This is a genomic window from Micromonospora sp. NPDC050795 (assembly GCF_044456785.1).
Taxonomy (GTDB): domain Bacteria; phylum Actinomycetota; class Actinomycetes; order Mycobacteriales; family Micromonosporaceae; genus Micromonospora.
Genome location: NZ_JBITGE010000019.1, coordinates 81563 through 107473 on the forward strand (window position 1 = coordinate 81563; position 25911 = coordinate 107473).

The 25911-nt window shown below is 68.4% G+C and carries 24 protein-coding genes and 3 tRNA genes; 13 read left to right on the forward strand and 14 right to left on the reverse strand.

Features of this window, described 5'->3' with window-relative positions:
- Window positions 1–41 precede the first annotated feature (41 nt).
- The gene (locus tag ACIBEF_RS18495; RefSeq protein ID WP_396794462.1) at window positions 42–2261 is read right to left on the reverse strand and encodes a glycosyltransferase family 39 protein; all 2220 of its coding nucleotides are present in this window, start codon (window positions 2259–2261) and stop codon (window positions 42–44) included.
- A gap of 123 nt (window positions 2262–2384) precedes the next feature.
- Here ACIBEF_RS18495 and ACIBEF_RS18500 point away from each other — a divergent pair, with 123 nt between their 5' ends.
- Complete coding sequence (locus tag ACIBEF_RS18500; RefSeq protein WP_091397575.1) at window positions 2385–3092, forward strand: glycosyltransferase family 2 protein; 708 nt, start codon at window positions 2385–2387, stop codon at window positions 3090–3092.
- Here the strand turns inward: ACIBEF_RS18500 and ACIBEF_RS18505 are convergent.
- On the reverse strand, window positions 3078–3971 hold the full coding sequence (locus tag ACIBEF_RS18505) for a transketolase family protein (RefSeq protein WP_396794463.1): 894 nt from the start codon (window positions 3969–3971) through the stop codon (window positions 3078–3080). The two genes, ACIBEF_RS18500 and ACIBEF_RS18505, sit on opposite strands and share 15 nt — an antisense overlap.
- Before the next feature lie 5 nt (window positions 3972–3976).
- Window positions 3977–4672 (reverse strand): transketolase, encoded by a 696-nt coding sequence (locus ACIBEF_RS18510; protein WP_396794464.1) that lies wholly within the window; start codon window positions 4670–4672, stop codon window positions 3977–3979.
- 47 nt (window positions 4673–4719) lie between these two features.
- Here ACIBEF_RS18510 and soxR point away from each other — a divergent pair, with 47 nt between their 5' ends.
- Complete coding sequence (soxR, locus tag ACIBEF_RS18515; protein WP_396794465.1) at window positions 4720–5193, forward strand: redox-sensitive transcriptional activator SoxR; 474 nt, start codon at window positions 4720–4722, stop codon at window positions 5191–5193.
- A gap of 42 nt (window positions 5194–5235) precedes the next feature.
- Here soxR and ACIBEF_RS18520 read toward each other — a convergent pair whose 3' ends face one another.
- The gene (locus ACIBEF_RS18520) at window positions 5236–6234 is read right to left on the reverse strand and encodes an NAD(P)H-quinone oxidoreductase (protein WP_396794466.1); all 999 of its coding nucleotides are present in this window, start codon (window positions 6232–6234) and stop codon (window positions 5236–5238) included.
- Between the two features lie 160 nt (window positions 6235–6394).
- Here ACIBEF_RS18520 and ACIBEF_RS18525 point away from each other — a divergent pair.
- Window positions 6395–6484 (forward strand) — tRNA-Ser (locus ACIBEF_RS18525).
- A gap of 89 nt (window positions 6485–6573) precedes the next feature.
- On the opposite strand, the gene ACIBEF_RS18530 is transcribed toward ACIBEF_RS18525, so the two are convergent.
- Together ACIBEF_RS18530 and ACIBEF_RS18535 are read right to left on the reverse strand one after the other, a co-directional pair.
- The gene (locus ACIBEF_RS18530; protein WP_396794467.1) at window positions 6574–7755 is read right to left on the reverse strand and encodes a low temperature requirement protein A; all 1182 of its coding nucleotides are present in this window, start codon (window positions 7753–7755) and stop codon (window positions 6574–6576) included.
- A gap of 51 nt (window positions 7756–7806) precedes the next feature.
- On the reverse strand, window positions 7807–7962 hold the full coding sequence (locus ACIBEF_RS18535) for a hypothetical protein (RefSeq protein WP_357193751.1): 156 nt from the start codon (window positions 7960–7962) through the stop codon (window positions 7807–7809).
- 143 nt (window positions 7963–8105) lie between these two features.
- Here ACIBEF_RS18535 and ACIBEF_RS18540 point away from each other — a divergent pair, with 143 nt between their 5' ends.
- Window positions 8106–8648 carry a YbhB/YbcL family Raf kinase inhibitor-like protein gene (locus ACIBEF_RS18540; protein ID WP_396794468.1) on the forward strand — a complete coding sequence of 181 codons (543 nt, stop codon included), beginning with the start codon at window positions 8106–8108 and terminating at the stop codon, window positions 8646–8648.
- A 151-nt stretch (window positions 8649–8799) separates the two neighbouring features.
- On the opposite strand, the gene ACIBEF_RS18545 is transcribed toward ACIBEF_RS18540, so the two are convergent.
- Window positions 8800–9510 (reverse strand): class I SAM-dependent methyltransferase, encoded by a 711-nt coding sequence (locus ACIBEF_RS18545; protein ID WP_355583671.1) that lies wholly within the window; start codon window positions 9508–9510, stop codon window positions 8800–8802.
- Window positions 9511–9824: 314 nt separating this feature from the next.
- On the opposite strand from ACIBEF_RS18545, the gene ACIBEF_RS18550 reads away from it, so the two are divergent.
- A complete protein-coding gene (locus ACIBEF_RS18550; protein ID WP_396794502.1) occupies window positions 9825–11558 on the forward strand; it encodes a hypothetical protein in 1734 nt (577 codons plus the stop codon).
- Window positions 11559–11579: 21 nt separating this feature from the next.
- Here the strand turns inward: ACIBEF_RS18550 and ACIBEF_RS18555 are convergent, their stop codons facing one another.
- Complete coding sequence (locus tag ACIBEF_RS18555) at window positions 11580–12356, reverse strand: hypothetical protein (RefSeq protein ID WP_396794469.1); 777 nt, start codon at window positions 12354–12356, stop codon at window positions 11580–11582.
- A 326-nt stretch (window positions 12357–12682) separates the two neighbouring features.
- Here ACIBEF_RS18555 and ACIBEF_RS18560 point away from each other — a divergent pair, with 326 nt between their 5' ends.
- Window positions 12683–14212, forward strand: coding sequence for a peptide deformylase (locus ACIBEF_RS18560; protein ID WP_396794470.1), 1530 nt, complete (start codon window positions 12683–12685; stop codon window positions 14210–14212).
- A 68-nt stretch (window positions 14213–14280) separates the two neighbouring features.
- On the opposite strand, the gene ACIBEF_RS18565 is transcribed toward ACIBEF_RS18560, so the two are convergent.
- Window positions 14281–15396, reverse strand: a complete 1116-nt coding sequence (locus ACIBEF_RS18565) for a globin domain-containing protein (RefSeq protein WP_357193768.1) — start codon at window positions 15394–15396, stop codon at window positions 14281–14283.
- 144 nt (window positions 15397–15540) lie between these two features.
- On the opposite strand from ACIBEF_RS18565, the gene ACIBEF_RS18570 reads away from it, so the two are divergent.
- Entirely contained in the window at window positions 15541–16311 is a 771-nt protein-coding gene (locus ACIBEF_RS18570; protein ID WP_355004423.1) for a CPBP family intramembrane glutamic endopeptidase, read from the forward strand.
- Between the two features lie 4 nt (window positions 16312–16315).
- On the opposite strand, the gene ACIBEF_RS18575 is transcribed toward ACIBEF_RS18570, so the two are convergent.
- Window positions 16316–17668 (reverse strand): hypothetical protein, encoded by a 1353-nt coding sequence (locus ACIBEF_RS18575; protein WP_396794471.1) that lies wholly within the window; start codon window positions 17666–17668, stop codon window positions 16316–16318.
- Between the two features lie 239 nt (window positions 17669–17907).
- Here ACIBEF_RS18575 and ACIBEF_RS18580 point away from each other — a divergent pair.
- The 5 genes from ACIBEF_RS18580 to ACIBEF_RS18600 all read left to right on the forward strand — a co-directional run bounded on the left by ACIBEF_RS18580 (window position 17908) and on the right by ACIBEF_RS18600 (window position 22315).
- Window positions 17908–17998 (forward strand) — tRNA-Ser (locus ACIBEF_RS18580).
- A gap of 35 nt (window positions 17999–18033) precedes the next feature.
- Window positions 18034–18106: transfer RNA gene (locus ACIBEF_RS18585), tRNA-Arg, on the forward strand.
- A gap of 579 nt (window positions 18107–18685) precedes the next feature.
- Window positions 18686–19900 (forward strand): ABC-three component system protein, encoded by a 1215-nt coding sequence (locus tag ACIBEF_RS18590; protein WP_396794472.1) that lies wholly within the window; start codon window positions 18686–18688, stop codon window positions 19898–19900.
- The gene (locus tag ACIBEF_RS18595) at window positions 19887–20375 is read left to right on the forward strand and encodes a three component ABC system middle component (RefSeq protein ID WP_396794473.1); all 489 of its coding nucleotides are present in this window, start codon (window positions 19887–19889) and stop codon (window positions 20373–20375) included. The genes ACIBEF_RS18590 and ACIBEF_RS18595 overlap by 14 nt, the downstream gene beginning before the upstream one ends.
- Window positions 20372–22315: a DUF3732 domain-containing protein gene (locus ACIBEF_RS18600; RefSeq protein ID WP_396794474.1), complete on the forward strand. Its 1944-nt coding sequence runs from the start codon at window positions 20372–20374 to the stop codon at window positions 22313–22315. Before ACIBEF_RS18595 ends, ACIBEF_RS18600 begins: the two co-directional genes overlap by 4 nt.
- A gap of 293 nt (window positions 22316–22608) precedes the next feature.
- Here the strand turns inward: ACIBEF_RS18600 and ACIBEF_RS18605 are convergent, their stop codons facing one another.
- A complete protein-coding gene (locus ACIBEF_RS18605; RefSeq protein ID WP_396794475.1) occupies window positions 22609–23151 on the reverse strand; it encodes a DUF6036 family nucleotidyltransferase in 543 nt (180 codons plus the stop codon).
- Entirely contained in the window at window positions 23148–23654 is a 507-nt protein-coding gene (locus ACIBEF_RS18610; RefSeq protein WP_396794476.1) for a helix-turn-helix domain-containing protein, read from the reverse strand. Before ACIBEF_RS18610 ends, ACIBEF_RS18605 begins: the two co-directional genes overlap by 4 nt.
- A 479-nt stretch (window positions 23655–24133) precedes the next feature.
- On the opposite strand from ACIBEF_RS18610, the gene ACIBEF_RS18615 reads away from it, so the two are divergent.
- Window positions 24134–24379, forward strand: a complete 246-nt coding sequence (locus ACIBEF_RS18615; protein WP_396794477.1) for a site-specific integrase — start codon at window positions 24134–24136, stop codon at window positions 24377–24379.
- 354 nt (window positions 24380–24733) lie between these two features.
- Here ACIBEF_RS18615 and ACIBEF_RS18620 read toward each other — a convergent pair whose 3' ends face one another.
- Together ACIBEF_RS18620 and ACIBEF_RS18625 are read right to left on the reverse strand one after the other, a co-directional pair.
- On the reverse strand, window positions 24734–25507 hold the full coding sequence (locus ACIBEF_RS18620) for a hypothetical protein (protein WP_396794478.1): 774 nt from the start codon (window positions 25505–25507) through the stop codon (window positions 24734–24736).
- A gap of 124 nt (window positions 25508–25631) precedes the next feature.
- Window positions 25632–25850 (reverse strand): GntR family transcriptional regulator, encoded by a 219-nt coding sequence (locus ACIBEF_RS18625; RefSeq protein WP_396794479.1) that lies wholly within the window; start codon window positions 25848–25850, stop codon window positions 25632–25634.
- Window positions 25851–25911: the final 61 nt, after the last annotated feature.

Consider the following 25911-nt stretch of genomic DNA (forward strand, 5'->3'; position numbering starts at 1 on the left):
AGAACCGCCCGGATCGGACTATCCGGCCCCTCACGGCGGCTCTAGCGGCCCGGTGGCAGGGCGTAGCCGACGTAGCTGCGGTACTCCAGCCGCCAGCCGGCCGGGACGAGTTTGGCGCAGGCCGCCTTGTTGCCGGTGCAGACGATCGCGTCGACCGAGGCCGGATCGGCCGGCGGTCGTTCCGGCAACACCGACTGCAACGCCACCAGGTCCGGTGAGCCGCCGTCGGGCTGCCGCAGCAGCAACCACCACGGGTACTCCCAGTTGTCGTTCTGCTGCACCAGCCCGATCCGTCGCGCACCACTGTCCTGGACCGCTGTCGCCGCCCAGCGGAACTCGTCGGCCCACTGGGGGCGGCGCAGGAACCGGGTGTCCCAGTCCGAGGTGGTGAACACCGAGCCGGAACCGACCAGCCGACGCGGAAAGCCGTACGACAGTGCGAGCACTCCGGCCAGCGCCGAGGTGGCCAGCACGGTGACGGCCGCCACGGTGGCAACCGTTCGACGCCCACCCGCGCGGTTGCGCAGGAGGGCGTCCAGCCAGAGGCCGGCGAGGGGCGTGGCGAGCACGACGGCGTAGAGCAGCAGCCGATTGCCCCACGGCTGCCACTTGATCATTGCGGTGTGCAGCAGCACGGCGGTCAGCACCACCACGGCGTACGCCCGCAGCGACCCCGCCCGCTCGGGAGTGATCCGCCGTGGTCGGGCGAGCGCGATCACCGCACCGATCACCGCCAACGCCCCAGCCAGCGGAAACGCCACCCGGTCCTCGTCCGGATACCAGGCCGGCTCCGGGAACAGCTCCCGCCCGAAGGTGATCGCGCGGTCCTGCGGGTCGACCCCGATCGCCTCGGCGCCGCTGATGATCGCCTCGGCTCCGGCCCGACGCAGCGGTGCCAGCGGCGTGTCGAAGGCGGTGTGCCCGATCCGCAGCGCGTTGACCACTATCGACGCCGGGTCGTGCCGCTCCATGGGGATGGACTCGCGCAGCCGGGGCGGCCCCAGCGGGTGCCCGAACTCGGCGGTCACCCGGGCCAGGAACGGGCCGACCACCACGGCGGCGACCACCAGGATCAGCACCGAACCGCCGACAGTGCGGGCCAGCCCGCCGACCGGCCAGGCCCGCCGACCCCCGCCGGGCGTCGTCGGGCCTGCCAGCGCAGACCGATCGGACCGGGCCAGCCTCAACTGGGCCAGGCCCCAGAGCACCAACAGCGGGCCGACCGCGATCAGGCCGCTGGTCTTGGTCACCGCGGTCAGCCCGGTGGCCGCCCCCAGCCCGAGCAGCGTGCCCCAGCCGGTCCGTCGGCTCAGCCCGTCCAGCGTCAGGGTCGCCGCGCAGGCCACCCACGCCGCGCAGACCAGGTCGGTCTGCGTGCTGGTCGCCTGGAGCACGACCATCGGCGTGGTCGCCAGCACGAACGCGGTGAGCAACTGGGCCCGCCGGCCGCCGCCGAGCTGCGCGGTGATCCGTGCGGCCACCAGGAGGCAGACCACTCCGGCCGCCCACTGCACCAGGTTGTGCAGGTGGTCCCCGCCGGTGAGCAGACGCAGGTGCAGCAGCAGGTACTCGGCACCGGGCGGAATGGTCACCTGCCGGTGGATGGCGGTGGGCCAGAAGTCCAGGTCGCCCTGGGCCACCCAGTGCTCCACCTTCGGCAGGTGGTACGTCTGCGAGTCGAAGTTGTTCGGCTCGGCCAGCAGCGCGACCAGCAGTTCCACCAGGACCAGCCCGCCGACCGTGCCGGCGAGGAGCCGCTCACCCGGCCGGGCCGTACGCCACGCCTCGACCGCTGCGGCACGAAGGTCAGCGAACCCCCGAGCAGCCCGGATCGGCGCGGGGCCGGGCTCACCGCGCTCGGCGGCCGGGGCGGACACGTCGGGGCCGCCACCGGACACCACAGCGCCGACCGGCATCGGCCGTGGTGCGGCGCTGACTGCCGGCGCAGCGCTGACCGGCACCGGTGCGGCGGCGCTCGGCTGCCCGGGGCGGGTCGCCCGTCGCCAGCGCAGACCGGTCGCCGCCGCGGCTGCGACCAGCAGAAGCAGCCAGGCGACTGTGAACGCGCCTCGGGTGAGCGCGTGCGACGCGCCGAGCACCTCGACGACGAGCACCGCGTACGCCCCGCTGAGCAGGACGGCGCGCACCACGGCGAGCCGCAGCGGTGCCACCGCGCCAGCCTCTCGTGGCATCACCGCGACGACGAGCAAAAGCACCGCGGCGGCAGGAACCACCGCGAGCAGGGAGCCGGCAGCCGACATGGCGGAAGTAAACACCATTGATCTGAGGCCGCCGCGTCGACTGCCCAGCGGTAGCGGTACGCGGTAAACAAACCAACCAGGTTAGGCTATGGCCGACGTGTTGCCGCCACCGTGGAGATCCCCGTGAAGCTCTCGATCCTCATGCCGGTCTACAACGAGGAAGAACGCATCGCGGATGCCCTCAAGCAGGCATTGGCGGTTGACTATCCGTGTGAGATCGAGTTGGTCGTCGTGGACGACGGCAGCCGCGACGGCACCGGCGAGGTCCTCGGTCGCGCCGACGACGCGCGCCTTCGGGTCATCACCCACCAGCGCAACGCCGGCAAGGGTGCCGCCATCAAGACGGCGGTCGACAGCGCGGAGGGTGACTACATGGTCATCCTCGACGCCGACCTGGAGTACGACCCGCAGGACATCCCCAAGCTGCTCGACCCGGTGCTCGACGGCCGGGCCACTGTGGTCTACGGCAATCGCACCTTCGGCAGCCACAGCGCCTACAGCTTCTGGTACGTGATGGGCAACAAGGGCGTCACGATGGCGGCCAACGTGCTGTTCAACTCGTACATCGGCGACCTGGAGACCTGCTTCAAGCTGATGCCGGTGGCGCTCTACCGGTCGCTCGGGGTGCGTTCGCGCGGCTTCGGCATGGAGGCCGAGGTGACCGGCAAGCTGCTGCGTCGCCGGATCCGGCCGTACGAGGTGCCGATCAGCTACCGGGCACGCGGCCGGGAAGAGGGCAAGAAGATCACCTGGAAGGACGGCGTCGAGGCGATCTGGATCCTCGGGCGCGAGCGCGCTCGCCGCCGTCCCGCCGTCTCAGCCGCCAACTGACCCCAGGAACGCGCTGATCGACCGCCGCAGGCCGTCGGCGTCCAGCCCGTGCCACCGGGCGTGGTCGGCCGGATCGCCGTACCGTCGCAGGTCGGTGTGACCTACACCGAGGGCGAGCAGCCGGTGCGGCACGTCCGCCAGGGCCCGGCTGACGAGCGCGCTCGACGTTCCCGCCAGGTACGGCTCGACCAACACCACGTCGGTGTTGGCGAGCGCCCGCAGCCCGGGCGTGTCGAGCGGCCGGGGTGTGTGGGTGTACGCCACTGTCAGGTCCATTCCCTCGGTCGCCGCCAGGGTGGGGTCGAGCATCGGTCCGACCGCCACCACGAGGGGCGCATCCGTCGGGCCCTGCCGGAGCACCCGTAGCCGGGTGGCGTCCGGGTACGCCTCGGCATTGCGCTGCTCGCAGAGCCGCAGGTAGATCGGATCGTCGGTGGTCGCGGCGTTGCGCAGCAGCGGCCCCACCTCGTCCGGGTGCCCGGGCACCCGGACGGTCCAGCCGTCACCGAGGGAGTCGAAGAGCGCCACGTCTCCGGGCGACTGATGGGTGCGACCCTCAGCCGACCCGTCGTACGACGCGCCGATGCTGACCAGGACGGCTCCCACGCCCTGGTGGTCCAGATCCAACTTGATCTGCTCGTACGCCCGGTCCACCAGGAACGTCGCGTACGAGTGCGCGATCGGACGCAGCCCGGTCAGGGCGAGCCCGCCGGCCACACCGATCATCAGTTGCTCCCGGATCCCGACGTTGAGCACCCGGTCCGGGTGGCGGTGGCCGGCTGGGGCGAACTGGCTCGCCGAGATGTCGGCCAGCACCAGCGCGGTACGCGGGTCCTCGTCGAGAAGCGCTGTGGCGGTGTCGATGAAGGCGGTACGCATGTCGGTCATCCCTTGCTCTCGATGCGGGCGACCACCAGGTGCGGGTGTCGTGGTCGGTGCCCGGTCAGTGCCGCGTACAGGGCTTCGTGGTTCCGGCCGTCGACGGTGTCGGCGGTCCAACCGTTGACGGTGAACCGGCCGGCGATGCCACCGGCCCACCCGTGGCTGGCCGACGCGTTGTCGACCACGACAGCGGTGAGGCTGTCCAGGCCGGTCGCTCCGGCGTACGCGATCGCCTCGTGGTTGGATCCCTCGTCCAGTTCGGCGTCGCCGAGCAGCACGTACACCCGGGGTTTGCCCAGCCCCTGGGCGCGTAGGCCGAGCGCTGTGCCGACGGCCAGCCCGAGGCCGTGCCCCAGGGAGCCGGAGCCGATCTCGACCCCGGGCACCAGAAGTCGGTCCGGGTGGTGGCCGAGCCGGCTCTCCGGCCCGGCCAGGTCGTCGAGCCAGGCGTCCGGGATGAAGCCGTGCGCGGCGAGCACCGCGTAGTAGGCGGCCGGTCCGTGGCCCTTGGAGAGCAGGAACCGGTCCCGTTCCGGGTCGTCGGTGGTGTCGGGGGTGACCCGCAGCACCCGGTCGTAGAGCACCTGGAGCACGTCGACGGTGGAGTGCGCGCTCGGCGCGTGTTTCTCGTCGCCGGTCAGTCGTCGGATCAGCCCGGGCAGTCGGGCGCTGCTGTCGGTGGTCAGTGTGGTGGCCATGCCACTACTGTGTTAGTTGAAGTGGACTTCAACTCAAGGACCTGGGGATGCCGGATTCATTGACGATCGGTGAGCTGTCCGCCCGCTCCGGGGTGGCCGCGTCGGCGCTGCGCTACTACGAGCGACTCGGGCTGATCCGCGCCGACCGCACCGGCGGCAACCAGCGCCGGTACGCCCGCGCCGAGCTGCGGAGGGTCGCCTTCATCCGGATCTCCCAGCAGGTCGGCGTCTCGCTCGACGAGATCCGGGAGGCACTCGACTCGCTCCCCGAGGCCCGCACGCCGAGCCCACAGGACTGGGCGCGGCTGTCGGCGAGCTGGCGCAACCGGCTGGACGAGCGGATCCGGCTGCTCACCAGGCTCCGCGACGACCTGGACGGCTGCATCGGCTGCGGCTGCCTGTCCCTGCAGCGCTGCACGTTGAACAACCCGGAGGACGCGCTGGCCGGCGAGGGCCCGGGCGCCCGGCTGGTGCTGCCCCGACCGACCGTCGACCCGACGCCGGCCGGCTCGCTCACCTGACGGCCGGGTCGGCTCGCTCACCTGACGGCCGGGCCGGCTCGCTCAGCTGACGGCCGACCCTCCGCCCGGTGGGCGGGTGAGCAGCACCTTGCCGAAGTGGTCGTTCGACTCGACGATCCGGTGCGCCTGCGCCGCCTCGGTCATCGGCAGCCGCCGGTCCACGATCGGCCGGATTCGACCCGCCTCGACCAACGGCCACACCTCGTCCCGTACGCCCTGGACGATCTCCGCTTTCTCGGCGAGCGGACGGGACCGTAGCGACGTCGCGGCGACGCTGGCCCGCCTGGTCAGCAGCGCGCCGAGATCCAACTCGGCCTTGCGTCCGCCCTGCATCCCGATCACCACGAGCCGACCGCCGGTGGCCAACGTGGAGACGTTCCGCCCCAGGTAGGACCCACCCATGATGTCGAGGATGACGTCGACACCGCGTCCGTCGGTGATCCGCCGGACCTCCTCGACGAAGTCCTGCTCCTGGTAGTCGATGACGTGCGCCGCGCCCAGCTCACGCAGCCGGGCGTGCTTGGCCTCCCGCGCGGTGGTCAGCACTGTCACGCCGAGGGCCGCCCCGAACTGGATGGCGAAGGTCCCGATCCCGCTGCCACCACCGTGCACCAGCAGCGTGTCGCCCCCGCCGAGCCGCGCCACCTGGACCAGGTTCGACCAGACCGTGCAGGCCACCTCGGGCAGCGCCGCCGCGTCGACCGGGTCGCAGGCCGGCACCGGTAGCAACTGCCCGGCGGGGACCGCGACCCGCTCCGCGTACCCGCCGCCGGCCAGCAGCGCGCAGACCTGCTGCCCGACCGCCCACCCGGCGACGTCCGCGCCAACCTCGGTGATAACCCCAGAGCATTCCAACCCGGGGTACGCGGGCACGCCCGGCGGCGGCGGGTAGTGCCCCTGCCGTTGCAGCAGGTCAGCCCGGTTCACCCCGCTGGCCCGCACGTCCACGATCACCTCGTCCGGGCCCGGCTCCGGGTCGGGCACCTCGGCCCACACCAGCGCGTCAGGTCCACCGGGCTCCGGAATCGTGATGGCTCGCATGGGCCCAGTCTTCCCGATCTACCCGGGTGCCGCAGGCGCACCGTCCAGCCCACAGTGGACGCGGCAGACCGCCTGGCCGGCGCACGGGGAGGGACGCCGGGCCGACCGGAGCGAGCCGTGGCAGACTATGCGTGGCCGTACGCCCACGGGTGACGGTCAAGGAGGGTTCGCCTAGTGGCCGATGGCGCTGGTCTTGAAAACCGGTAAGGCAGCGATGTCTTCGTGGGTTCGAATCCCACACCCTCCGCCATTCTTGATCCACTCGGCTTCCAAGAAGTCGGGGTGTTACGGCCGCGCGGATGCCGCGATTTCCTGAATGTCGAGTGGATCTGGCGCGGGTCAGTCGATCCCGGCACCGCGCCTGGTCCACGCCTCGTAACTGAGCAGGATGACGAGGAACCCGGTGAGTAGGCCCAGAGCGGCCAGGCCGGGCAGGTAGCGGCCGACAGGGAGTAACAGCAGCGCCACGGCGGGGGCGAGAAACTGCTCGGGTCGTACGCACCGGACGCTGAGTGCCAGGAACGTCGCCCGGCCCGCGAGGTACAGGGCGGTCCCGCCGAACAACGCGACAGCCGGAATCCAGTGCAGGGTTTCGTGCGACTTTCCGTGCGCCATGCCGGCGAGCACCTCTTCGACTCCCAGCGCCACGTAGATCGTTCCGGCGAGCAGCGGGAGGTGGGCGACGCTGTAGGCGTTGCCGGCCACGAAGCCCCGGTGCAGTCCGGAGTCTGTCGTCAGTGCGTTCCCGGCGCTCGACGCGCTGGGGAAGTACAGCCAGTACAGGCACCCCGTGACGGTGAGCGTGAGCAGCGCCGCCAGCAGGGTAGGCCAGTGGATCATCTGAGTTCCGACGCCGGCGCCGACCGAGATCAGGGACTCTCCGAGCGCGATGATCACCACCAGGCCGTGCCGCTCCGCGAAGTGGCCGGGGCTGCGGACCGGCCACCCGCCCACCAGCAGGGCGAGCACCCCACCGCCCATGTCGATGATGAGCGCCGCCGCCCAGAGCAGGATCTGCGCGGTGCCACCGAACACCGCGCCGAGGACGAGCGGGATCCAGGACAGCGCTGTGGTGAGGGCGTAGAGCCGAACGGTTCTGAGTCGCCGGGGGTCGTCCACCGACACCCAGTAGAAGAGAACGAACTGGGTCGACCGCACCACGAGGTACGCCAGCACCAGGATCAGCCGGGGTGTCCTCGTACCCCTGCCGGTTTCCCAGGCTTCGGGGAGGACCAACGCGATGAGGAAGACGGCTGCCATCGCCACGGCGATGCCGACCCGGATCAGCCCGACGTCGAGCCGGACGTAGTTGCCCAGCCAGGCGTAGACGAGCCAGGAGTTCCACAGCAGCATGAGGACGAGCAGGCCCTGCACCAGAGTCACCGACGACTGTCGCTCGCTCATGAACGTGGTGACCCGGATGAGCCCGAAGACGAGCACCAGGTCGAAGAAGACCTCGAACAGCGTCGGTCGGTGAGTCTCCGCGGTGACCACCGGCCGGGACCGGAAGATCCGCCACATCAGATCATCTTGTCTGGTCGTCCCGGAGGGCTCCGGCGTCCGGCCTCCCGGTCACTCCGGCGGGTCGACGGTTCGCCGCTCCCGGCGGATCGTCTCCTCGGCCAGTCGCTCCACCGCGCGTCGGCGGTCGTCGGCGATGGCTCGTTCGTCCCGGCGGCGGAACGCGGTGAGGACGGCTACTGCGAAGTCCCGCCAGATGCCGGCCACGATGTCCCCCTGCGGAGCGTTGCCCGACCTCAACCGTAGCTCTGCGAAACCACAGTCGGTCAGCGCGTGCTTCCGGTCGTCGGGAGGGCCGCGGCGGGGTAAGAAGGGGCTGGTATCTCCGCACATCGGAAGGACGCGTCCCCATGACCCTGGAACGACCGATCGCCCCGGACCCGTACGAGCTGCTGCCGACGCTGCCCTCGTTCACGCTGACGAGCGACGACGTGCAGAACGGCGAGCCGATGGACGCCCGGCACGCGCATGGCAGTACCGGGGGTGACAACGTCTCGCCGCAGCTGGCCTGGTCGGACTTTCCCGCCGAGACGAAGAGCTTCACGGTGACCTGCTACGACCCGGACGCGCCGACGGGCAGCGGTTTCTGGCACTGGGTGCTGGTGAACGTGCCGGTCAACGTCACCCAGCTGCCCACCGGGGCTGGTGGCGCGGCGGGCACCGACCTCGGTGGGGCGTTCTCGGTCCGCAACGACTACGGCGAGCAGGGGTACGGCGGGGCGGCTCCGCCGGCCGGCGACCGCCCGCACCGGTACGTCTTCGCGGTGCACGCCCTGGACGTCGACCGCCTGGACCTGACCCCGGACGCCAGCCCCGCCTACGTCGGCTTCAACCTGACGTTCCACACCCTGGCCCGAGCGGTGATCCGCCCGACGTACCAGATCAAGGACTGACCCGGGCCCTCCCCAGCTCCCGCGATCTTGCACTTTCTGTCCCGGCATTCCTGGCATACCAGGCATAACAACGACAGGAAGTGCAAGATCGCCGGGGCCGGGGCCGGGGCCGGGGCCGGGGCCGGGGCCGGGGGTTTGGTTTGGGTTTGGGTCAGGCTGGGACGCGGGCTACGGCGAAGACGGACTGGCCGAACGGCGGGAGGACGAGCTGCTCGGCGGCCTTGGTGGCGGGCAGGACGAGGGTGTCGTACACCTTGACCATCGGGCCCTCCTTCGGCATCAGCCGGAAGACCTTGGTGGCCATGAAGTAGCCGATCAGCCCGAGCGCGTTGGCGTAGTGCATCTTCTCGATGGTCAGACCGGCCTCGGTCATCGCCGCCCCGAGCGTCTTCTTCGTGTAGCGGCGGACGTGCCCGGTGGCGATGTCGGCCGGGCCCATCGCGAACTGGAACGCGGGCACGATGATGATCACGGCGCCGCCGGGTCGGACCAGGTCGCGCATGCTCTGTAGCGCGCCCACGTGGTCCTCGATGTGCTCCAGGACGTTGTACGAGACGGCCGCGCTGTAGTCGCCCCGGTCGTTGTGCGGCAGCAGCATCTGCCGGACGTCGACGTTCGGGCGGTCGGCGAGGCGCTCCTTGAGCTGCACCAGCCGGTCCGGGTCGGCCTCGGTGGCGGTGAACCGTGGCAGCCGCTCGGACCATTCCAGCGCGTAGTCACCGAGACCGCTGCCGATCTCGATCGGGTCGTCGCCGAGGTACGGCACGGCCAGTTCGATGAACCAGCGACGGTGGTTGACAGCGGTTGCCAGGCCTTCCAGCACCTCGGACTGCACGCGCTGATCCCCAGTGATTTCTGCCATGGTTCGATTCCTCACGATATGAACTCGACCCGTGCCTGGACCGACAGAGTGAATCATCCGCTGGGACGGCGAAAGAATCGAGGCATCGGGGTGGCCGAATTGTGGTCGGGGGGTGGGTTCGTGATCGGCGGTCGGCGAACCCGGCACATAGTACGGCAGTACCCCGAAACATGTCACGGCGGTGCCATACGCTGACTACCCTATGAATTGTCATGACTACTCCTGAACCGGACGTGCCCAGCGACAACCGCGGCCCGGCCGCCGCGCCGTCGGCGGAGAGGGCTTCCGGTGCCGATCCGCCTTCCCGTAGGGGGATGTGGGCCGATCTGACCGCCGTGCTGAGCTTCGTGGTGCTCGGCTTCTGGGTCACCTGTCGACTCTGGCTGGACCCCGGCAGCGATGTGCGGGACAACCAGTCCGATCAGTCGCAGTTCGAATGGGTGATGGCCCACGGTGCGCGAGTAGTCACGCACTTTGCGTATCCGTTCCATTCCAATCAGATGAACGTGCCCGACGGCGTCAATCTGATGGCCAATACGTCCGTATTATCCATTTCATTGCCAATGACGCCAATCACCCTGCTGTTCGGGCCACGAGCGTCATTTCTGATCTTTCTCACCGTCGGCATGATTGCTACCGCCACGGCCTGGTATTTCCTGCTCTCCCGGGTTCTGATCGGCAGTCGGGGGCCGGCGTGGCTGGCCGCCGGCTTCTGCGCGTTCGCGCCGGCCATGGTGTCGCACGCCAATGGGCACCCGAACATCGTGTCGCAGTTCGTCGTCCCGTTGATCATTTGGCGCACGCTACGACTCGGTGAACCGGGCCGCTGGCTGCGCAACGGGATCCTTCTCGCGCTGGTCATCGTCTGGCAGGCGTTCCTCAACCTGGAAATCCTGCTGATGACCGCGATCGGGCTCGGCGTGGTCGTCGGCGTACTCGCCCTCGGCCGCGCGGATCTACGGCCGCGGGCCCGATCCTTCCTCGCCGGGCTGGCCGTCGCCGCCGGGGTCGCCGGGCTCCTGCTCGCGTACCCCCTGTACGTCCAGTTCTTCGGACCGGGCGCGTACTCCGGGCTGTCCCGCCTGATCCGCGGCTACTCCAGCGACGTGGCCTCGTTCGTCGCGTACTCCCGGGAGTCGCTGGCAGGTAGCGCGCGCACCGCCGCGGGCCTGGCCAAGAACCCGACCGAGGAGAACAGCTTCTTCGGGTGGGCCCTGGTGGTGCTGGTGATCGCCCTGGTCTGGTGGCTGCGCCGGTCGATCGTGGTGCTCGCGCTGGCCGCGCTCGGGTTGCTCTTCGCGGTGCTCTCGCTGGGGCGGGAGGTCCGCTTCGACAACCGGGGTACGGGTGTGCCGGGACCCTGGGCGGCGCTGGAGAACCTGCCCATCCTGCACTCGGTGGTGCCGACACGGTGGGCGTTGGCGATCACCCCGATCATCGGGCTGCTGCTCGCCTACGGCGCCGAACGTGCCCGCGAGCTGTCCCACGCGCATCCGGCCGCCCGGGGGCAGGTCCGCTTCGTCGCCGCCACCGTGCTCACGATGGCCCTGTTGCCGATCGTCCCCACCCCGCTGCCCGTGGCCCGCCCCGATCCGGTCCCCAGCTTCGTGACCAGTGGGGCGTGGCGGCCGTACGTGGCCGGTGGGCGCAGTGTGGTGACCCTGCCGCTGCCGGACACCACCTACGCCGAGCCGCTGCGCTGGTCCGCGACGACCCGGTTGGACATGCCGTTGGCCCGTGGCTACTTCCTCGGCCCGGACACCCGTCCGGACGCCGATCCGCCGAAGGTCGCGTTGTTCGGTGCGACTCCCCGCCCCACCAGCAGCTTCTTCACCACGATCCGGCGCACCGGGGCGGTGCCGCCGATCACGCCGCAGAGCCGGGTCCGAGCGGTCGACGACCTGCGCTACTGGCGGGCCGGGGTGGTCATCCTCGGGCCACACGAGCACGAGACCGCGCTGCGCCGGGGCATGACCGAGCTGACCGGGATCCAACCGGTCTTCACCGGCGGTGTGTGGGTGTGGGACGTCCGGCCGTTGACCGACTGAGCGATACCGTCCCGGTCCGGCCTAGCGGACGCAGCAGCCCTGGCAGACCTTCGGGCGGGGCAGGGTGAAGGCGAGGCAGCAGGTGCGGCGCTGCACTGTCGGCTCACCGGTCGGCCCCGGCACCAGCTCGATCAGGTCGGCCAGGTCGAGTGCGCCCAGCAGGGTGTCGATGCTCTGCACGGTGGAGCCGGGCAGGGCGTCCGCAGCCCGCAGGATGCCGTGCGCGATGCCGGAGGCGACCGAGCCGAGCAGCGTCCGGGTGCCCACCCGGACCTCGGACTGGATCGCCGTGATGAGCGGCGCCAGGTGGGCGTCGAGCAGGGACGCGCGCAGCGCGGCCAGCAGCTCCGCCTCGTCGGCGACAACCCGCACCTCCGGCAGGCCGGTCAGCGCCAGCGGGTCGTTCGGCAGCACCGCCACCGTGGTGCCCCGGCGCAGGCCCATGGTGAGCAGCTGCCGATGGTCCTCGAAATGGATCAGCAGGTCGGCCGGGTCGAGCAGTGGCACCCGGCGGGCGGAGGCCCAGCCGAGCATGACCGGCAGGGCCGCCCAGTAGCTGTAGGACTTCCAGGCGAGCGCCGCGCAGGCGTGCGGGGTGCCGCCCCAGCGGACGGCCGCGCCGTTCAGCAACTCCGACAGTCGACTGCCATCGATCAGGGTGGTGGCGGGCGCCCAGCCGAGCTCGTCGTCGACCAGCAGGCCCCGGGCGAGGCCGGGGAGGTCGTCGGTGCCGAACATGGCCCGGAGCGCAGCGGTGACGGGGGCGAGCGGCGTGGTGGCGGCCTCGCGCCGTGGCATCACCGCTGTCACCTGAGTCGTCCCCTGTCTGTCTGACCGAGGAGTGCGCCCCGGCGGACGAACCAGTGCCGTCCTGAGCTAAGGCTAGCCTAACCAAGCCCGTGGCCGTAAGGGAAGCCTCACCTTGGTCATATCCCGGACGCCCAGGTCACCCCGCATTCGGCGAGAGTAGTGCTCCGCCTACTACCCGGAGTCGGTGCTGGGAAACGCTGCCGCACAATCGACGGCCATCGGTGAATTGTCAAGCGGTGTGTCGAAAACATGCCACTTGCGTGTGTGCCCGCGCACGGAACGTGAAACTTATAGCCCCGGCCACGAGGAAGCTGATGACTACCTCACCCCTCGAACGGGCTGCCGACTCCTTCGCGGCCGAACTCGCCCGGCAACGGACCGGGCGCGGGCTGTCCAAGAAGCAACTGGCCGTCCTGATGGGGTTCGACCCGTCCTACGTGAGCCACGTCGAAGGGCGCCGGCACCGCCCCACCGAAGACTTCGCCCGCCGCGCGGAGGCCGTCCTGGAGGCGAGCGGCGCGATCTGGCAGCGCTTCCGGGAGTACGACGACCTTCGGCACGCCCGGTCAGGTCATCCGCACCGCGAGCCGTACCTGCCAGGCCAGTGGCTGCCACCCGGCACCGGGCTGGTCGTGGAACGGGAGCTGGCCACCCTCACCCATGCCGACGACGGGTACCGGTGCGTCATCCACCGTGAGCTCTACAACGCCGGCACCGAGCCGGTCACCCGCTACCTGGTCCGGGTCGCCGTCGACCGCTACCCGAACGACCCCGGCCGCTCCAACCGGCACCACCGGGAGCACCCCCTCACCTTCGCCGAGCTGCAGATACAGGCCCGTCGAGACGACGGCGGCGGAGACCCGGAGCCGATGCACTGGCGAGCCAAGCACGATCGGGACGCGTTCAAGGAGATCTGGCTGCTCTTCGAGAACGGGGAGCGACGCTTCCCCCTCTACCCGGGCGACCGGGCCACCATCGAGTACGCGTACAGCGTCGGCCACGAGAAGTGGGGCCCCTGGTTCCAGCGGGCCGTCCGACTGCCCACCCGGCAACTCGCCGTACGCCTGGATCTGCCCGCCGCCCTCGACCCGCAGGTCTGGGGCGTGGAGACCTCGCTCAGTGCGGAGGAAGGCCCGCTGCGGACGGCGCCGCAGCGTCACGACGAGGGCGACCGGGTGATCTACGACTGGCAGACCGACGACCCCCCGTTGAACGCCCGCTACCGGATGCAGTGGCGGTTCCGTGCCCGCCCGGAGACCGAACCGGACATCGGCCCCGGCGCCGCCCGGGTCCGACCCAGCGACCGGATGCGCGGCCTCGGCATCGTGCAACGCGGAGACGACCTGCTCCGCCAGCGGGCCCGCCCGTTCGACCTGCCCGGTGAGGACCATGCCGCCCGGGACGTGGTCGACCGGCTCGTCATGGCCCTGGCCCGCCTCGACGAGCTGCACCCGTTCAGCAAGGGCGTTGGTGTCGCCGCTCCGCAGTTCGGCATCGGCCGCGCGGCGGCCGTGGTGCGGCCCCCCGACCGGTCGGCGGAGCCGGTCGTGCTGCTCAACCCTCGGGTGGTCGACGCCGACCCGGAGACCGACGAGCAGTACGAGGGCTGCCTCTCCTTCTTCGACCACCGAGGTCTGGTGCCCCGGCCGCTACGCCTGGACGTGGAACACGCGCAGTGGGACGGCAGCCGGATCATCACGTCGTTCGAATTCGGTATGGCCCGGCTGGTCGCACACGAGATCGACCACCTGGAAGGCCGGCTCTACGTCGACCGGATGGCACCCGGCGTGCCCCTGGTGCCGGTGGAGGAGTACCGCGAGGCCGGGCGTCCCTGGCGCTACTGACCAGGAAGGGACCGGGGCGCGTGCCCCAGGGGGCAGGGGCACGCGCCCCGGTGTGGGGGGAGGAACGTCTAGAGGTCGCCGAAGGTGTCGTAGCGGATGTTCGGCGGCGGCACGTTGTCGGCGGCCAGCACCCGCAGGGTGGACCGGACCATCCGGGCGGCACCGGAGACGAAGCAGTCGTGCGTGGTCCACGGGCCGTACCGGGCCACCACCTCCGGGATCTCGCCCTGCTCGCCGTCGAAGTCCGGATCCTCGCTGCACGCCGCGGTGACCGACAACCACGGGTGGGCGGCCACCAACTCCTGCAACCCGTCCAGGCCGTACAGGTCGGCCGCCTGCCGGGCACCGTAGAAGACGTGCACCCACCGGGTTCGGTTGAAGGTGGCCAACTCCTCCACCAGCGCCTTGATCGGCGCCAGCCCGACGCCGCCGGCCACGCAGAGGATGTCCCGCTCCGAGGCGCGGTCCAGGGTCATCGACCCCATCGGTGCCGCCAGGCGGAGCAGGTCACCCGGCCGCACCCGCCGCACCAGGGCACCGGACACCCAGCCGGCCCCCGGAGACCGCACGTGGAACTCCAGCACGTTGTCGTCGTTCGGGGCGTTCGCCACCGAGTAGTTGCGCCACACCCGGGGGTGGTAGCGCGGCACCTCCAGGCTCACGTACTGCCCCGCCTGCCAGCGCAGCGGATGCTGCAACGCCCGGCAGGTCAGCACGGCGGTGTCCGGGCCGTACCGCTCGTGGGTCAGCACCTCGGCGTGCCAGAACGGCGGGTCGTCGTCGGAGGCGGCACCGGCCACCATCAGGGCGGCGATCGCCGCGTACGCCTCCCGCCACGCCTGGTCGTACTCCAGGTTCCAGCCGTCGCCGGCGGTGCTGCGCAGCGCGTCCAGCAGCGCGACGCCCATCGTGGCGTAGTGCCGCTCGTCGACGTGGTACTTGCGGTGGTCGCGGCCCAGCGCCCGGAGGAACTCGTCGAAGCTCTCCGGGTCGTCCACCGTGTGGATCGCCGTGATGATCGCTTCGAGTAGGCGGTCGCCCTGGCCGGTCATCTGCACCGGGAAGAGTTGCCGCAGGGCGGGGTCGAGCAGGAACAGCCGAGCGTAGAAGTGACCGCTCAGCCGGACCCGGTCGTCCTCGACCAGGGCCCAGCTCTCCTTCAGCAACCGCGCGAGGTTGTCCACTGACGCTCCTTCTCCAGACGGCAACGGATCGGGCGCTCATAGAATCTCCACGGAGCGTGTCGACTGGTCGCACAGAATGTGCGATCGGCTCACGGTGGCCGGTCGGCCATGTCACGGGTGCCATACGTCGGGCAGAGTGGTGCGGTGACCGTTGAGCTGACCCGCCCGGTGTCCCGCCGACTGCTGGGCACCGAGACGCTGCTGGTCCTCGGCCTCTCCCTCGGCCAGTCCGCGATCTACGCGGTGGTCTCGATCATCGCGAAGTTGACCGCCGACGGTCCGCTCTCCAAGCAGACCGCCTCACTGAACACCTCGGCGTCGGCCCGCCCATGGCTGGACCTCACCTACCAGCTGCTCGGCATCGTGTTCGCGCTGCTGCCGGTGCTTCTCGCCGTACACCTGCTCACCCGTGACCCTGGCGACCCGGCGCGGACCCTCGGCCTGGACGCCCGGCGGCCCGGCCAGGACGTGGCGCGCGGCGCCGGCCTGGCGGCGCTCATCGGCCTACCCGGGTTGGCGCTGTTCTGGGTCGCGGCCCACCTGGGCCTCAACGCCACGCTGGTGCCGGCCGCGCTGCCGGACATCTGGTGGACGGTTCCGGTGCTGATCCTCGCCGCCGTGCAGAACGCCGTGCTGGAAGAGGTGATCGTGGTCGGTTACCTCGTCACCCGGCTGCGTCAGCTCCAGTGGCGGCTGGCCGCGATCATCGCGGCCAGCGCGCTGCTGCGCGGCTCGTACCACCTCTACCAGGGCTTCGGCGCGTTCGTTGGCAACGCGATCATGGGCGTCGTGTTCAGCCTCTTCTACCTGCGCACCCGGCGGGTGATGCCGCTGATCATCGCGCACACCCTGCTCGACGTGTTCGCCTTCGTCGGCTACGCGCTGCTGCCCCGGGAGTGGTTCGACTGGCTCTGACCCGTCAGCGCCGGTCGGGCCGATAGACGGCCACCGTCCGGGCCGCGAGCCGGTCGGCCGCCGCCGCGTCACCCAAGGCCGCCGCGAGCACCGCCGCGCCCGGCAGCAACCGGGCCACCAGCCGCAACGCCACCCAACCACCGGCCTGCGCCGTGAGCGGCGCGGCCAACCGCCAGGCCGCCTCCGCCGCCCGCGGCCACGCCCCCTCGACCGGGTCACCAGCGCTCTCGGCGGCGGCCAGAGCCGCCGCCGCGCTCGCCCGATCCGGGTGCACCTGGGTCAGCACCAGCAGGTCGACGGCCCGGTCGGGATGCGTCGGATCCTTGCCGTACGCCGCGGCCAGGTGCAGCACCAGCTCCGAGTGCGTCCACAGCACCGCCGCCAATTCGGCCACCGGCGCGAAGAAGCCGGCCAGCGCGGCGGTCGCCCCACCCGCACCCGCCGAGCGGACGAACCGCCGGGCCGCCAACCGGGCCAGGCCGTCCGCCGAGGCATCCGGGTACCTGTCGCGCAACCCCGCGGCCCACCCGGCCGCGCCGGGCCCGAACGTCCGCACTGCGGCAAGAGCCAACAGCTCCGGTGCGAAGCCAGGGTGGTCGAGCACGCGCGCGGCGACCGCGCGCAGCTCCGATTCCGGGGTACGCCCCAGAGCCGGCTCAGCGGGCCGTTCGGCGGGTGCTGCGGGTGTCGTCTGCGGTTCGGCGGGTGTCGCCTGGCGGGCGGCTGCGGGTTCGGGGTCGGTGTCTGTCGGCGGGGTGGCCTTTCGCGGAGAGACCGCGCGCTTGGTGGTCTTCGCTGCCCTGGCCGGTGTCGCTGAGGCGGCGGTGTCCGCCTCTTCGGGTTGGCGCGGGGCGCTGGTGCTCGTTCCGGGGGCCCTTGTGGGTGTGGTGGTGTGCGCCGTCTCGGCGGTGTCTGCCGCTCTGGTTTGTTTTGCGGCGCGCTTGCGTGGTGCCGGCGCGGTCGGGGTCACCTCGGTCGGTGTTTCGGCTGCCCTCCGGGGCGCCTTGCGAACGGGGGTGGTCCGCGCCTTCGGAGGTGTCGGTGCGACCTCTGTCGCGGAGCTGGCCTCGCCGGTGGCCAGGCGTGCCTGGTCGCCGGTCGCCGGGCTCGTCCCCGAGCCGCTCGGCGACATCGGCTGGTTGGCGCTCGCGTCGGCGCTCGACGGCTGCGGGTGCTCCTGGCTCGTGTCGCTGGTCGTGTCGGGCGGGGCGCTTCGGGGCTGTCGAGGCAGGGGGCGATCCGGCTCCGGTGGCTGGAAGAGCACCGCCGGGGCAGCCTTGGCCCGTCGAGGACGCTGGCCCGCCGGAGCCGCCGCCGGCGGCACCGGTTCCACCGTCCCGGTGGGCTCCTCGGCCACGACCGGAGGCGTGAAGGTGGCCCGTGGAGAGCGCCGGCGCGCTCGTTCAGCAGGCTCTCGACGGGTCGACTCGCTGGGCGGCTGCTCCTGCATATCGATGGAGCGTAGTCCCGATCACGCCGGCGCACAGCGTGGAAACACGGGGGCGGACGGGTCCCGGTGGGCGTACCCCGGAAGTCGTTTTGCTCCCGGTGGGTGGTGACCTGTATTCTCGGGCGCGGTGGTCTGAGGATCACCAGGGAGACTTCGCCTAGTCTGGTCTATGGCGCCGCACTGCTAATGCGGTTGGGGTCTTAAAGCCCCTCCCGGGTTCGAATCCCGGAGTCTCCGCGCGAAAGCCAGGTGTGTATGCTGGCTGAGCACGAGCGCCCGTAGCTCAATGGATAGAGCATCTGACTACGGATCAGAAGGTTAGGGGTTCGAGTCCCTTCGGGCGCACAGTGTTTGAGCAGGGAAAGCGTCCCTCTGGTCATCGACAGAAGTCGACCAGGGGGCGTTTCATCGACAGAAGTCGACCAGGGGGCGTTTTTCGTGCACCCATGGGTGCACACCCTGCCGCTGACGCTCGTTGGCCGTCACCGAGGGTTGCTGGGGGCAGCCTCTGGAGGGGGTTCATCTACGTCGGCGGCTCGGCCTTGGTGAGGCCTGCAGCGCGATGTAACCCCCGTCTCGGATCTCGCCGGCTCCCCTGCCCAGCGGGAGTTCAGATCAACCTGCGCAGTGCCGGAGGGGTTTCCTGATGGCCGCCAAGCATGATCCTTCAGGGAAAACGTGCTGCCGCTGGTGGTGGCTGAGACTCCTGTGCTGGCGAGGCCGTGCTCGGCTCGGACGGGTAGGCACACATTGACTGCCACCCGCGCGACCCGCTCGGCGAGCCGGGCGAGGCTGATGCGGCCGCGCGACGCCGGGTACTGGCTATGCGATCGTTCCGAGTGTGACGACACGTATTTACTCAGCGACCTACCTGTGATGTGCTGCCACGACAACTGACCTGGCAGGACTTATCGAGGAGCTCCGGTGAGTGGTTCAAGCAGCGTCTTCGATGCTTCGGCCTCGGCTATCGGCTATCTCTACCAGCTCCGATATGCCCTTTTGGCTGGGCTCAACGAGTTCGGGACTGACGCGAGTTGGAGCGTGTCGGTTGAGGTGGTGGACGACGTGGAGATCGTCGCCGTTGGCGAAAGCAGACGTTGGCAGCTTAAGCATCGAGCGAGCGGCACCCGGCTCACGGACGGCAGCACCGACCTGTGGAAGACGCTGCGCATTTGGAGCGAAGCGATCAGGGACGGTTCGCTGGACCCGGCCCGTACCCGGCTACTGCTGCTGACAACCTCGGACGTTCCCGTCGATTCGGTGGCTGACTACCTACAGGCTGGTCCGGGCCGAGATGTCGAGAGGGCGCGCGAGCTGCTCGAGGCAGCGGCCGATAAATCGACATCGGATGCCAAGAAGAAGAGCATCGGGGCGTACCGCAGCCTAGGCGACGGCCAACGACAGGCGATGCTTGCCTCCATCACCGTCCTAGGAGACGGTCCCTCCATCGAGGATGTTCACCGAGACCTCCTTCAGGTCTGCCACTTCGCGGTCGGCAGGCCGGCGGCCGAATCGCTACTTAACCGCCTCGAAGGCTGGTTCATCCAGCGGTGCATCGAGACTATGCGAGTCGAGGGCGCGCTGCCAATTCAGGGCAGCGAGATCGATGAAAAGTTCAGCGAGTTGCGTGACCAGTTTCGGCCCTACAACCTCCCGATCGACAACGACATCGCGGAAATGACAGCAACCCGAGATGAGTACGGTGATCGCACGTTCGTCCGACAACTCGATCTGATTGGCGTAGGTAATCGTCGAATCGAACTTGCGGTGCGCGACTACCTGCGGGCTTCCACCCAACGTTCCCGCTGGTCGAGAGAAAACCTGCTCCTTCCAGGCGAGATCGGAAACTACGAGCGGCGGCTGCGTGAGGAGTGGGAGACGCATTTTGCTGTCATGCAGGATGATATTGGTGAGGAAGCGGCGGAAGAGAAGAAGACCGCAGCGGCGAGACGGATATACGGTTGGGTGGAGACCGAGTTCCGGAGGAACATCCGGGCGGAGTGCCATGACCCCTTCATCTGCAAGGGTTCTTTTCACATTCTCGCGGACGACCAGCGTGTGGGATGGCACCCGGACTTCGAGGCGCGTCTTCTTGCCATCCTGGAGCCTGTCGGCGGTGCAGTGAATGCCAACGCATGAGCTCTTGAGTAGGGAAGAGCGGAATCTGTACAACCCCGCATTCGCCGGACTTCTGGTTGCCCGCGCCGTGCAGGGGCATGAGCAGGAGTACGGTTCGGGCTGCCACGTCCTTCTCGCCGTCCTAGCTCCCGTCATGGCCCTTACCGCCCCAGTTCGGGCCGTATTGCCGGGAAGCATCTCGTCGACGACGGTCAACTGGATCGAGCGTGAATCTGCAGCCAGAGTGCATCTTCGTCAGGCTGCTCCGTTGCTCGGGCCCCTCGTGAGGGAAGGGCTTCTGCTTAGCCTTCGGGCCGGCGTTTTGGTGTTGGAGGAACAACACCTTCTTCGATCAACCCGGCGAATCCCCAAGAAGATCGCCGGGGGCACGTCCGAGGTTTCCGAGATGCAGAAGGCCAGCCTGTTCCTTGGCCGGTGGCTTCCGAGAGCCGGCGACCTCCCCACGACCTTCACACTTCTTGGAGTCCGTCCTTGAGCTTCCAGATCAGGCATGTCGTCGTGTACGGCCGCGGCGCGCGCATGCGCAAGGTGACCTTCGAGCTCGGACAGCTGAATATCATCACTGGCTCCTCGCGCAGAGGCAAAAGCGCGATCCTGACGATCATCGACTACTGCCTCGGTAGCAGGGGATATCCAGTCAAGGCGGGAGTCACGAGAGACAATTCGATTGGGTTCGGCATCATGATCGTTAGCGGCGATCGTTCAATGTATGTCGCCCGGCCGGCGCCGGAGCGCCTACAAAAAACCGCCGATCGCATGTACGTCAGCGTTGCTGCCGACCCGGAGTCGGTGCCAGTATTCGACGAACTCGAATTCAACACGAACGTCGACACGGCCAAGCAGATCATCGGAGATCTCTGCGGGATCGACCGCTCACTGCGACTTCCGATGCCCGGCACTACCGGCCCGCTATCTCCGAGCATCCGTCACGCCTTGTTTTTTGTGATGCAGGAACAGAATGAGATTGCAAACCAAGATGTGCTGTTCCACACCCAAGGAGATGAGCATCGGCCCAATGCAATCCGGGCCGTCATACCTTACTTTCTGGGTGCGGTGGATACCGAGTACGCTGCACTCACGATCAGGCTACGTACTCTCAAGCGGGAGCTTGCCGCACTACGGCGTGCGCTCGATGAACGCGCTGCAGCGCTTGGTGCCACGGGCCAGGCCCGCGCACTGCTCGCAGAGGCGGCGGCAGTTGGACTGCTAGATGAGCTGCCGCCACAGGGTCTCGATGAGGGCGAAGCCGTTGGGACCCTGCGGTCGATTTTACGCGTGGACGTCCAGTCCGTTGGGCAGCCGGAAGCCCAAGGCGACCAGATTACGGCACTCAATCAGCAGCGTGCGCAACTGCGAGATCGGCTCGCTGGCTTGAATATCCAACTGACCCGGCTGCGTCGTGCGGCCAGCGAGAACGGCGATTTCGCGTCCGAGGCCAGCGAGCAGCGGGCTCGCCTTGCATCGCTCGGCTTCTTCGGAAGCGAGTCTGCCCCTTCACATGCATGCCCGGTGTGCGGCACCGACGCCCCGAGCGCCGAGGCTGCTTGGGCTGACATGCGTCGTGAGTTGGTGCGACTTGACGGAGAGATCGTAGCTATTCGAACGGACACGCCAAAGATCGACCAGATGGTGGCACTTCTGGTCGAAGAGATCCAAGAGGTCACGCAGCTACTGCGGGTGAACAAGGCCGAGATCGATGAACTGGCGGCCGGGGTCCAGGCCATCGAGAGGCTTCGCAACGCTGAGGCCCGTACGGCGTTGGTTCAGGGGCGGATTGGCTTCTACCTCGAGATGCTCGACCGACGTGGTCAACAGCCGCCGATCCAGGACCGCACTGCTGAGATTGAAGCCGAGATCGGCGAAATCGAGGCGAGGCTGGAGGAGAACGGAAACCCGGACCTACTGGCCTCCTTCCTGGCTCGCATCAGCCAGCACTTGTGGGAGAAAGCTCGGCGTCTTCAGATCGAGCACTCTGCGTGGCCGGTCCGCTTGGACTTGAGGCACCTGACCGTCGTCGCCGACACCCGCAACGGTGCCGTACCCCTAGACGAGATGGGTAGCGGCGAGAACTATGTCGGGTACCACGTCGCAACTTTCCTGGCGCTGCACGAGTGGTTTGCGACGGAGGGCCGGCCGGTGCCTAGGACTCTGATCATGGACCAGCCGTCGCAGGTCTGGTTTCCCTCGGACTACGCCGGCGACGGTTCGCATGTGCTGCCAGATGACGACCGGGAGGCGCTCGTCCGCATCTATCAGGCAGTCATCGAGACCCTCGCGCGTCCCGAAGTAGACCTCCAAGTCATCGTCATGGAGCATGCCGATCTTGAGGAGCAATGGTTCAGCGACGCGGTCAGGTATCGGTGGCGAGCCGAAGGCGAGGCGCTGATACCTGCGGACTGGATTGAGGAGGACTAGCGACGCCGCCAGCGTCTCACGTAGGCGGTGGACCTGGGCTCCAGAACTATTGATCATGCGACCACGGGTGCACCCTTGGCGAAGGGAAGTTGCGCTGGCGCCATGCTCAGTCGGCACTGCTACGTGTTGAATCCGATAAGTGACTGTAATGCTGGCGTCAGCAGAGCGGAGAAGGGTCGAGTGGCGGAACGCTTGACGCTCGTCAGGCTGCTTAGCCGCACGGGAAGCGCACAACCAACTGGAGCGGCGCGCTGTCGTGAGGAAGCGAGGCCGCACTCCACCACCAGCCGCTTCTAGGCGGCTGGCAAGTACATGGCGATCCAATCGCGAAGGCGTTTCAGCACCAATGGATGGACCTGGACCATCTCAATCCGTTCGGCGACCACTGCTGGATTGACGAGCTTGGCCCGGATCAGCGCGTCGGCGAAGGCATGGTCCTTTTCCCTGCCGGCAACCAGCTTGGACACGACGCAGTCGTGCGGCTCGAGCGTGTAGCCTCGCCCCGGTTGGGTGCTCTGAGACTCCACCAGAACCAACCGGTCCCGCCACCCATCGGGCAGCACCGCGGTCGACACGCTCACGCCCTGGGCGTAGTAACCGTTCATCTCGTGGAACGGCGAGAACTCGCCGATAGCACCGTCGACCTGGTCGGCCTTTCGGTCCTGAGGGTCATCGAAGAACGCCACATCGACCTCCATTGAGGCGGTGGCTTCTAGTGGAAGTCTGCTCTCCGAGATCGCCCCCAGCACCGACTGGCTGCCGATGACGAGGACGTTCGAATCTCCTACGATCTGGCACGCAGACCGTAGGACATGCTCGAGTTGCTCGAGCCTCACGCCGCTTGCTTCCAGCCGCTGCGAGTGAAGGACTCAAGAACCTTCTTGCGCTGCGGCTGGGAAAGAACTCCGGCGAAGGGTGAGTTCTGCCGTAGCTCGACGGCCTCCGGATCCTCCGAGTTCAGCATCTTGAGAACGGTGCCGACTCCATCGTTGATTTTGTCCTGCCAGCGCCTTAGCCAGACCTCCGTCATGGTCCCCTGGTGCTGCCGGAGGAGCCGATCGAGATTCTTCCTAGCCTTGCTCAGTACCTCGTCTGGATCGGTGACCAAACTTCCCGCCACTGCCTGGTGGAGCCACAGCGACTTGAGTTGATCGCGCGTCAGTTCCTGCCTCGGGCGCAGCAGCGCCTCAACCTGGTCCCGCTTAACTCTCCGATGCGTGCCGATCTTCACGAACGGCAGTTCCCCACGCTCGCACAGGTTGACCACCCGCTGACGTGACGACCCCAGCAGCTTGGCCACCTGACCGGTGGTCAGAAGATCTTCAGTCGTGGTCGCCATGCTTGGAGCATGCGCCACAAACGCCAAAAACGCAAGCCGCTGACGGATGTTCTTGCAGGTCAAGCTCCCACTGGAGCTGCCGGCCGTTGCTGCAACCCCGGGCGGTCCAGACCTGCCTGTTGTATCCGCTGACGGTGCAGCAGCTCTGTCGGCTAGCGAAGATTGTCGCAGTTGGGGTGCCACACGCCCTATAGGCGCTCCAGCAACAGGGCGCGTTTGGTTGATCATGCACCCATGGGTGCACCCTGGGGGATGAAGATGCGCCCTGGCGTCACGTTCCGTCGACCTTGCTACATTCCGAATCCGGGCAAACCAGCATAACTGCAGCCCAGGGCAACCCTTTCCTTCCGGCTACGGATCAGAAGGTTAGGGGTTCGAGTCCCTTCGGGCGCACAGACAGCCCTCTAGCAGGCCCAACGGCCGCTAGGGGGCTTCTTCTTGTCTAGCCAGGACTGTGAATACCTTCTTACTCTCCGTGCATGGCCAAGATCAACTCGCTCCACCTCAACGCCTACGAGCGTGACCTCAAGATCCGCAACCGGTCGCCCAGGACCGCGCAGAACTACCGGGAGACGCTGCTCCAGCTCTCGGCGTTCGTCGACGAGGCGGACCTCCTGGAGCTGTCCAGGGGGCGGGTCGAGGGGTACATCCTCCACGTCCTGGAGACCCGCTCGGCCACTACCGCTTGCGCGCGGTACCGGGCTCTCCGGGCCTTCTACAACTAGGCCGTCCGAGAGGAGCTAATCCCCGAATCCCCAATGCGGAAGATGACCCCGCCTAAGGTTGCAGAGAAGCCGATCCCGTTGTGCCGGACGAGGCATTGAAACTGCTTCTCGCGGAGTGTTCCGGCACAGACTTTGAATCGAGGCGAGACATAGCGATCATCCGGCTGTGGTGCGAGCCTGCTCCCCTCGGGTGAGCGAGGTAGCGGGCATGGTGGTCTCGGACGTAGACCAAGTGCTCGACCTCGTTCGCTTGCTCGGAGCCTCAGCCTAGTCACCCGAGACTCCCCAACCCTTTCGGCCTGACTAGCCGAGAGGGAGAAGCGCCCCGGTTCCCGAGATGGGAGCCGGGGCGCTTTATTCCAGCTCAAACTCCTTCTCAGCCTCTTCCATTGCGGCTCGCTTGGACCGTCTGACCTCCGGGTCAAGGTGGCGCACTGCCGCCGTTAGGCCATCTACAGCGCGATTCCCCTTCTCCATCTGCTGGATGACCTTGCCTAGGGTTGCTTGGCCGACCCAGGTATCCCGCATGACTTCAAGGTCAACGTCATAGATGAGCCCGGGGACGGGGCCGAACGGGCCGTCCGCGTTCACAGTAAAGGTGAAGGCGTTGTTGACGCCATTGGCGAAGCGCTGGAACCCGATGTCGAAGAAGAACTCCATACGATGCCGCGGTGGCATTGTCTTGATTGCTCGGTTGAAGACAGGCCACTCGTGTATGGCTTTGGCGTTCGGATTGCCGGCAGCTCGAACTGGTGGGGGCGATACGTCGATGCGGACGTTGCGCGCGATCGACGGACCGATGTTTTCGATCACCAGCATCATGACACTTCGGTCGTTGGGCGCAGGAGCAATGTCGACTACGAAGGTAGGCTGGAGGGACTCCTCTTGGGCTTGTCGAGTTGCCCGCTGCGCCTTATCGGTTCGCTCCATCTGCCTCAGCAGAAGATCAATCTGCTGACGACCCAGGTCGACCTGCTCCCGAGCCGAGGCCGCCTGTGAGCGAGCGGCGTCTGCGGAGGCTTTAGCGGCTTGCGCCGACCTCCAGCTATAGAGGACGCCGAGAAGCGCCAATGCAGCCACCAGCACCGACAGTCGCTCGACGTTAATCCAGTCGATAAGGTCCCTCACCGCCTCAGCGTAGTTAGCGCTGCAACTACCCCCGAGGCGCGGCCGTTTCGGGGCTCGTGCCGCCCGCTAGGCGTGCGCCTCCGGGGCTGCCCGGTCTCCGGGGTGGTTCGGGAGGGGTAGAGGGCTAGCGGTCGGCGACGAACGTCCCGCGCGCCGGGAGGGTCACGACGAGACCCCGCTCCCGCAGCAGGCGGATAGCCGCTCGCACCGTTCCGCGAGCGACGCCGTACTCCTGCTGAAGGTGAGCCTCGGAGGGGAGCGGCTGACGAGGCTTGAGCTTCCCGGATTCGATCTTCTTGGTGAGGAGATCCGCTACCTGGATGTAGAGCGCCACAGGGCTCATCTCGTCAACCATAATCGGAACCTTATGGACGGGCAATACGGGTGGAGCGTCGGGTACGGGC

Bases quoted from the DNA above. Each gene is read 5' to 3' on its own strand.
- ACIBEF_RS18495 (WP_396794462.1), bottom strand. From the start codon at position 2,261: ATGTCGGCTGCCGGCTCCCTGCTCGCGGTGGTTCCTGCCGCCGCGGTG.
- soxR (WP_396794465.1), top strand. From the start codon at position 4,720: ATGCCGGATTCATTGACGATCGGTGAGCTGTCCGCCCGCTCCGGGGTG.
- ACIBEF_RS18545 (WP_355583671.1), bottom strand. From the start codon at position 9,510: ATGGCAGAAATCACTGGGGATCAGCGCGTGCAGTCCGAGGTGCTGGAA.
- ACIBEF_RS18560 (WP_396794470.1), top strand. From the start codon at position 12,683: ATGACTACCTCACCCCTCGAACGGGCTGCCGACTCCTTCGCGGCCGAA.
- ACIBEF_RS18595 (WP_396794473.1), top strand. From the start codon at position 19,887: ATGCCAACGCATGAGCTCTTGAGTAGGGAAGAGCGGAATCTGTACAAC.
- ACIBEF_RS18615 (WP_396794477.1), top strand. From the start codon at position 24,134: ATGGCCAAGATCAACTCGCTCCACCTCAACGCCTACGAGCGTGACCTC.
- ACIBEF_RS18610 (WP_396794476.1), bottom strand. From the start codon at position 23,654: ATGGCGACCACGACTGAAGATCTTCTGACCACCGGTCAGGTGGCCAAG.
- ACIBEF_RS18530 (WP_396794467.1), bottom strand. From the start codon at position 7,755: ATGTGGCGGATCTTCCGGTCCCGGCCGGTGGTCACCGCGGAGACTCAC.
- ACIBEF_RS18550 (WP_396794502.1), top strand. From the start codon at position 9,825: ATGTGGGCCGATCTGACCGCCGTGCTGAGCTTCGTGGTGCTCGGCTTC.
- ACIBEF_RS18510 (WP_396794464.1), bottom strand. From the start codon at position 4,672: ATGGCCACCACACTGACCACCGACAGCAGCGCCCGACTGCCCGGGCTG.
- ACIBEF_RS18520 (WP_396794466.1), bottom strand. From the start codon at position 6,234: ATGCGAGCCATCACGATTCCGGAGCCCGGTGGACCTGACGCGCTGGTG.
- ACIBEF_RS18555 (WP_396794469.1), bottom strand. From the start codon at position 12,356: ATGCCACGGCGCGAGGCCGCCACCACGCCGCTCGCCCCCGTCACCGCT.
- ACIBEF_RS18540 (WP_396794468.1), top strand. From the start codon at position 8,106: ATGACCCTGGAACGACCGATCGCCCCGGACCCGTACGAGCTGCTGCCG.
- ACIBEF_RS18625 (WP_396794479.1), bottom strand. From the start codon at position 25,850: ATGAGCCCTGTGGCGCTCTACATCCAGGTAGCGGATCTCCTCACCAAG.
- ACIBEF_RS18505 (WP_396794463.1), bottom strand. From the start codon at position 3,971: ATGCGTACCGCCTTCATCGACACCGCCACAGCGCTTCTCGACGAGGAC.